At 38.5% G+C, this 4,067-nt stretch carries 6 protein-coding genes; 3 read left to right on the top strand and 3 right to left on the bottom strand.

Going from position 1 to position 4,067, the window contains the following annotated elements:
• Positions 1 to 1,037, bottom strand: a 1,037-nt coding sequence (locus tag AAF462_10595) for an AI-2E family transporter (protein ID MEM7009571.1), incomplete at its 3' end; no start/stop codon positions are given.
• A gap of 95 nt (positions 1,038 to 1,132) precedes the next feature.
• Between AAF462_10595 and AAF462_10590 the strand changes: the two genes are divergently transcribed.
• The gene (locus tag AAF462_10590) at positions 1,133 to 1,918 is read left to right on the top strand and encodes a glutaminyl-peptide cyclotransferase (GenBank protein MEM7009570.1); all 786 of its coding nucleotides are present in this window, start codon (positions 1,133 to 1,135) and stop codon (positions 1,916 to 1,918) included.
• 4 nt (positions 1,919 to 1,922) lie between these two features.
• On the opposite strand, the gene AAF462_10585 is transcribed toward AAF462_10590, so the two are convergent.
• Positions 1,923 to 2,147: a hypothetical protein gene (locus AAF462_10585; protein MEM7009569.1), complete on the bottom strand. Its 225-nt coding sequence runs from the start codon at positions 2,145 to 2,147 to the stop codon at positions 1,923 to 1,925.
• A 101-nt stretch (positions 2,148 to 2,248) separates the two neighbouring features.
• Here AAF462_10585 and AAF462_10580 point away from each other — a divergent pair, with 101 nt between their 5' ends.
• Complete coding sequence (locus AAF462_10580) at positions 2,249 to 2,560, top strand: hypothetical protein (GenBank protein ID MEM7009568.1); 312 nt, start codon at positions 2,249 to 2,251, stop codon at positions 2,558 to 2,560.
• A gap of 13 nt (positions 2,561 to 2,573) precedes the next feature.
• On the opposite strand, the gene AAF462_10575 is transcribed toward AAF462_10580, so the two are convergent.
• Positions 2,574 to 3,473, bottom strand: a complete 900-nt coding sequence (locus tag AAF462_10575) for an NAD(P)-dependent oxidoreductase (GenBank protein MEM7009567.1) — start codon at positions 3,471 to 3,473, stop codon at positions 2,574 to 2,576.
• Positions 3,474 to 3,653: 180 nt separating this feature from the next.
• Between AAF462_10575 and AAF462_10570 the strand changes: the two genes are divergently transcribed.
• The coding region (locus tag AAF462_10570; protein MEM7009566.1) for a hypothetical protein at positions 3,654 to 4,067 on the top strand (414 nt) is incomplete at its 3' end.

Below are 4,067 nucleotides of genomic sequence, written 5' to 3'. Positions count from 1 at the left end.
TTATATATCTCAATAAAACTCATGAATATAGCTAGAAGTACAGGCCCTATGATTATTCCGGTAAATCCAAAGACAGATAAACTTCCAAAAATTGTAAGAATCAAAAATAGTGTAGAAAGTTTTACCTTACCGCCAATTATCATAGGTTTTAGGAAATTATCTACTGAGCTCACAACAAGACCGCCCAGGACAAGCACAGCTATTCCAGTGTAGAGACTACCCGTGAAAACTAGATAAAGACCAACTGGGAGCCACACTATGACAGCGCCGCCTATTGGAATGAGCGCAAACACAAATGTAAGAACACCTCCCAAAACAGAGTAGGATATGCCTAAGGCCCAGAATATAAGCCCTTGAAGCAAACCTTGCACTGCTGCAGTTACCATGACTCCTACAATTACCGCATTTAAGGTATCGTAGAACTTTTTGAAAATTTCGTCTTTTTGCTCAGCTTTCATAGGGATTAAATACTTTAGTTTATCAAGCATCCCTTCACCATCACGAAAGAAGAAGAATAGTGCAAATATCATCAATCCAAAATTCACTAACAGTCCCGTTAGGTTTGATGCAGCAGCTTGAACTTCATTTACAATATATGTGCTTACTGAGCCTAGACCCTTTATCGCCATTTGATGGACATTTATCTCGCCAATTTCAAGCTTTTTTTCCAAATCCTGCAATATAGATAACGGAATAAGTCCTTTTAGCTTCTCTAAGCCTTCTTTGAGCTCAGACATTTCTACGTTATCACTTACGCTCTGATAGATATCGAACATGTCCACCGCTACCGTGGCTGAGATAAAAACAAGGGGCAAAATGACGAGGAAGGTTGAAAGTATTGTCATGACTATTGCAGAGATGCTTTTTCTACCCCTAAATAGCTTGGTCAGTCTAACATGGATCGGATATAGAATGAGCGTCAGAATCGCGCCCCAAAATAGTGCTAGTAAAAAGGGGCTTAATATCTGATAAAAGATATATATAAGCAAAAGAAATATTGCTATGAAGAACCAGGCAAAAACCTGTTTACGCTCCAATTCTCTATCCTCTTAATATGAATATATTTCCAAGTATATTAGGTAATTTACACTAAATAAGGAAATTTTGACAGACTTCGGCTATTATATGAACCATGAAAATTAGGTTGTTGCTGCTGACATTAGCAATTTGTGTTTTAGTGTTTTGCGGCAAAGATACTTACGCGCAAGAGAGCGGTGCTGCCCCGGTTTATGGATATAAAGTCGTTAATACCTATCCCCACAATACCGACTCTTTTACCCAAGGCCTGGTCATTGACAACGGAGTCTTATACGAAAGCACAGGATTAAATGGAAAGTCCGGCATACAAGTAGTTGACATTGAAACAGGAGAGATACTGCGCTCACACAAGATTTCAGACAGATATTTTGGAGAAGGCATAGCAATTGTAGATAATCATATTATTCAGCTCACTTGGAGAGCCAAAAAGGGATTTGTCTACGATAAAGAAACCTTTGATCCAATTAAAACTTTTACATATAAAACCCAGGGATGGGGAATCACTTATGACGGAACGCATCTAATCATGAGTGACGGAAGCGATAAATTATACTTCATGAACCCCAAGACCTATAAAGTTGTTGGCGAGCTTCAAGTATATGATCAAAGAGGAAAAGTCGGCAGATTAAACGAGCTAGAATTTATAGACGGACAAATTTATGCAAATATATGGGGCACCGAGAAAATTGCTATCATTAATCCTAAGACGGGAATAGTTAATTCTTGGATAGACCTAAGCGGCATCCTTAATAAAGCAGATATAAAAACGCGCATCGATGTTTTAAACGGCATAGCATATGACAAGGAACAGAACAGGCTGTTTATCACAGGCAAACTGTGGCCAAAGCTTTATGAAATTCAAATTGTTAAGCCAAATTAGAAACCTATTTAATTAATGGCTGCTGTTCAATTTCCTCTGTATCAAGCGGATTCACATCGGACTCAATTTCCTCTTCTACTTCGCGGTTATATCTTGAGTCATCGCTGGCAGGTTCAACCCTGGGCTCTAGCTCATCAGTCGTATCGGGCTCAGCCGGAGTAAATATCGCAGAACATGAGGCTAGATTTAAAGCTGCAGTCATTATCAACAGTATCAATATATTTTTCATTTCACACCCTATCAATTAATAAATTTGTATTTTTAATCTTGGCTGATTTATCTTACACGTTATACTAGAGCTTAGCCAAAATTATTATATAACAAAATGCTATGTCAAAAATAAAACGAACCATTTTATATGGTCTTCTAATAACAGTAATTGCCTCGTTTGCTTCACTTGTTATAGGAATCTATGCAAACACTAATTATTTTGTACAAAATGAGAAATCATTTTGGATTGTATGGCTGGCCTCTTTAATACCAACTGCTATTTCGGGATTTATTTCCGCCTTCCTGTATCACTATCTGTGCGACTCAAAGAAAAGATGGGTCCACATACTATGGTTTATTTTGAACCTGCTATTCATACTAGCCTTTGGGGCCTTTATTGCATTCGTAGTTTTAAACTCAATGCTAAATTGATTTACACTCTGGACTATCTTACATTAGATAACTTTTCCAATGCTAAAATAAGCGCCTGTGTTCCTTTTCTCCCGTGCCCCTCAGCCTTAGTAGCAATGTAGAGCTGATTTACTAGTGAGAGCCCTGGTAGAGTTAAGTTCATTTTCTCAGCCTCTTTAAGCGCAATACCCATATCTTTTATGAAGTGCTCGACATAAAAACCGGGCCTAAAATCTCTATCAACCATTTTAGGGCCTATGTTGCTGAGCATCCAACTAGCAGCTGCACCGTTTGCAACAGATTTTAGCATCGTGTTTAAATTAAGCCCTGATTTATATCCATATAAAAGCGTCTCACATACTCCTATCATAAGGGCTGATACCATAACCTGGTTGCACATCTTTGCATGCTGTCCTTTTCCAGCGCCGCCCTGATGAACAATATTTTTTCCCATAAGCTTAAAAAGAGGCATTACAGATTTAACATCATTCTTATCGCCGCCTACCATAATTGAAAGTGCTCCAGCTTTAGCGCCAATATCGCCTCCTGATACAGGTGCATCAATAGAAGAAGCCCCGAGTCCCTTCGCATGCTCGTAAATTTCTTCAGAAAGTGATGGCTCAGTAGTTGTCATATCCACAACGATGCTCCCCTTTTTGAGTCCTTCAAAAACACCGTTCTTGCCGAAGTAAACTTCTCTTACATCTTTAGGAAAACCGACTATCGAGAATATCACATCAGCTTCTGCAGCAACTTGTTTAGGACTCTTTGCCCATAGGGCACCTTTATCTAATAGATTTTTTGCTTTTCTTTTTGTTCGGTTGTATACAATAGCCTTGTAACCTTTTTCCATTAGGTGAAGGCACATAGGTCCGCCCATTACCCCAGTACCGATCCAGCCAACTACAGTTTTCTTAGCGCTTACTTTAATCATAGGTGAAATCTCCTTAACTTAGAGTATCTATAGTCTCCTAGTGATAGATACATTATCTAAAAAGTAACCTGTTGTGCAAATAATAATGCTCGTTTAATAGAAACAATTCGTTTACAAGGCCCATATTATTTTGTAAACTACTGGCTCTAAATACTCAATAAGGCGCTAAATCCCTAATATATGAATCTAAAAGGTCTTTTAATACGCATCTCGGCAATACTAATAATCTTTGTTGTTCTTCTTGCAATTGGAGAGGTCTTAATCAGGGTCTATCTGAACTATAACATGGCCTACGATATAGAGATGACCAAATACGCCATGAGCCTTAAGAAAGATTCTGACAATAATCTGATCGGCCATGAGCACAGGCCAAACAAATCCATGGAGCTTATGGATGTGATGGTTGATATTAATTCAGACGGACTTAGAGACAAGGAATACCCAGTTGAGAGAGGAGATGAATATAGGATAATATTTCTAGGTGACTCGCTCACTTTTGGATGGGGTGTAGAGAATGAAGAAACATTCGCCACTCTAATTGAGGAAGATCTTAATACTAAGCGTCCAACAGAGGTTATAAATTTCGGCACTGGT

This window comes from Thermodesulfobacteriota bacterium, assembly GCA_039028315.1.
Classification (GTDB): domain Bacteria; phylum Desulfobacterota_D; class UBA1144; order Nemesobacterales; family UBA2774; genus CR02bin9.
This window is presented reverse-complemented; position numbering and strand designations above follow the sequence as displayed.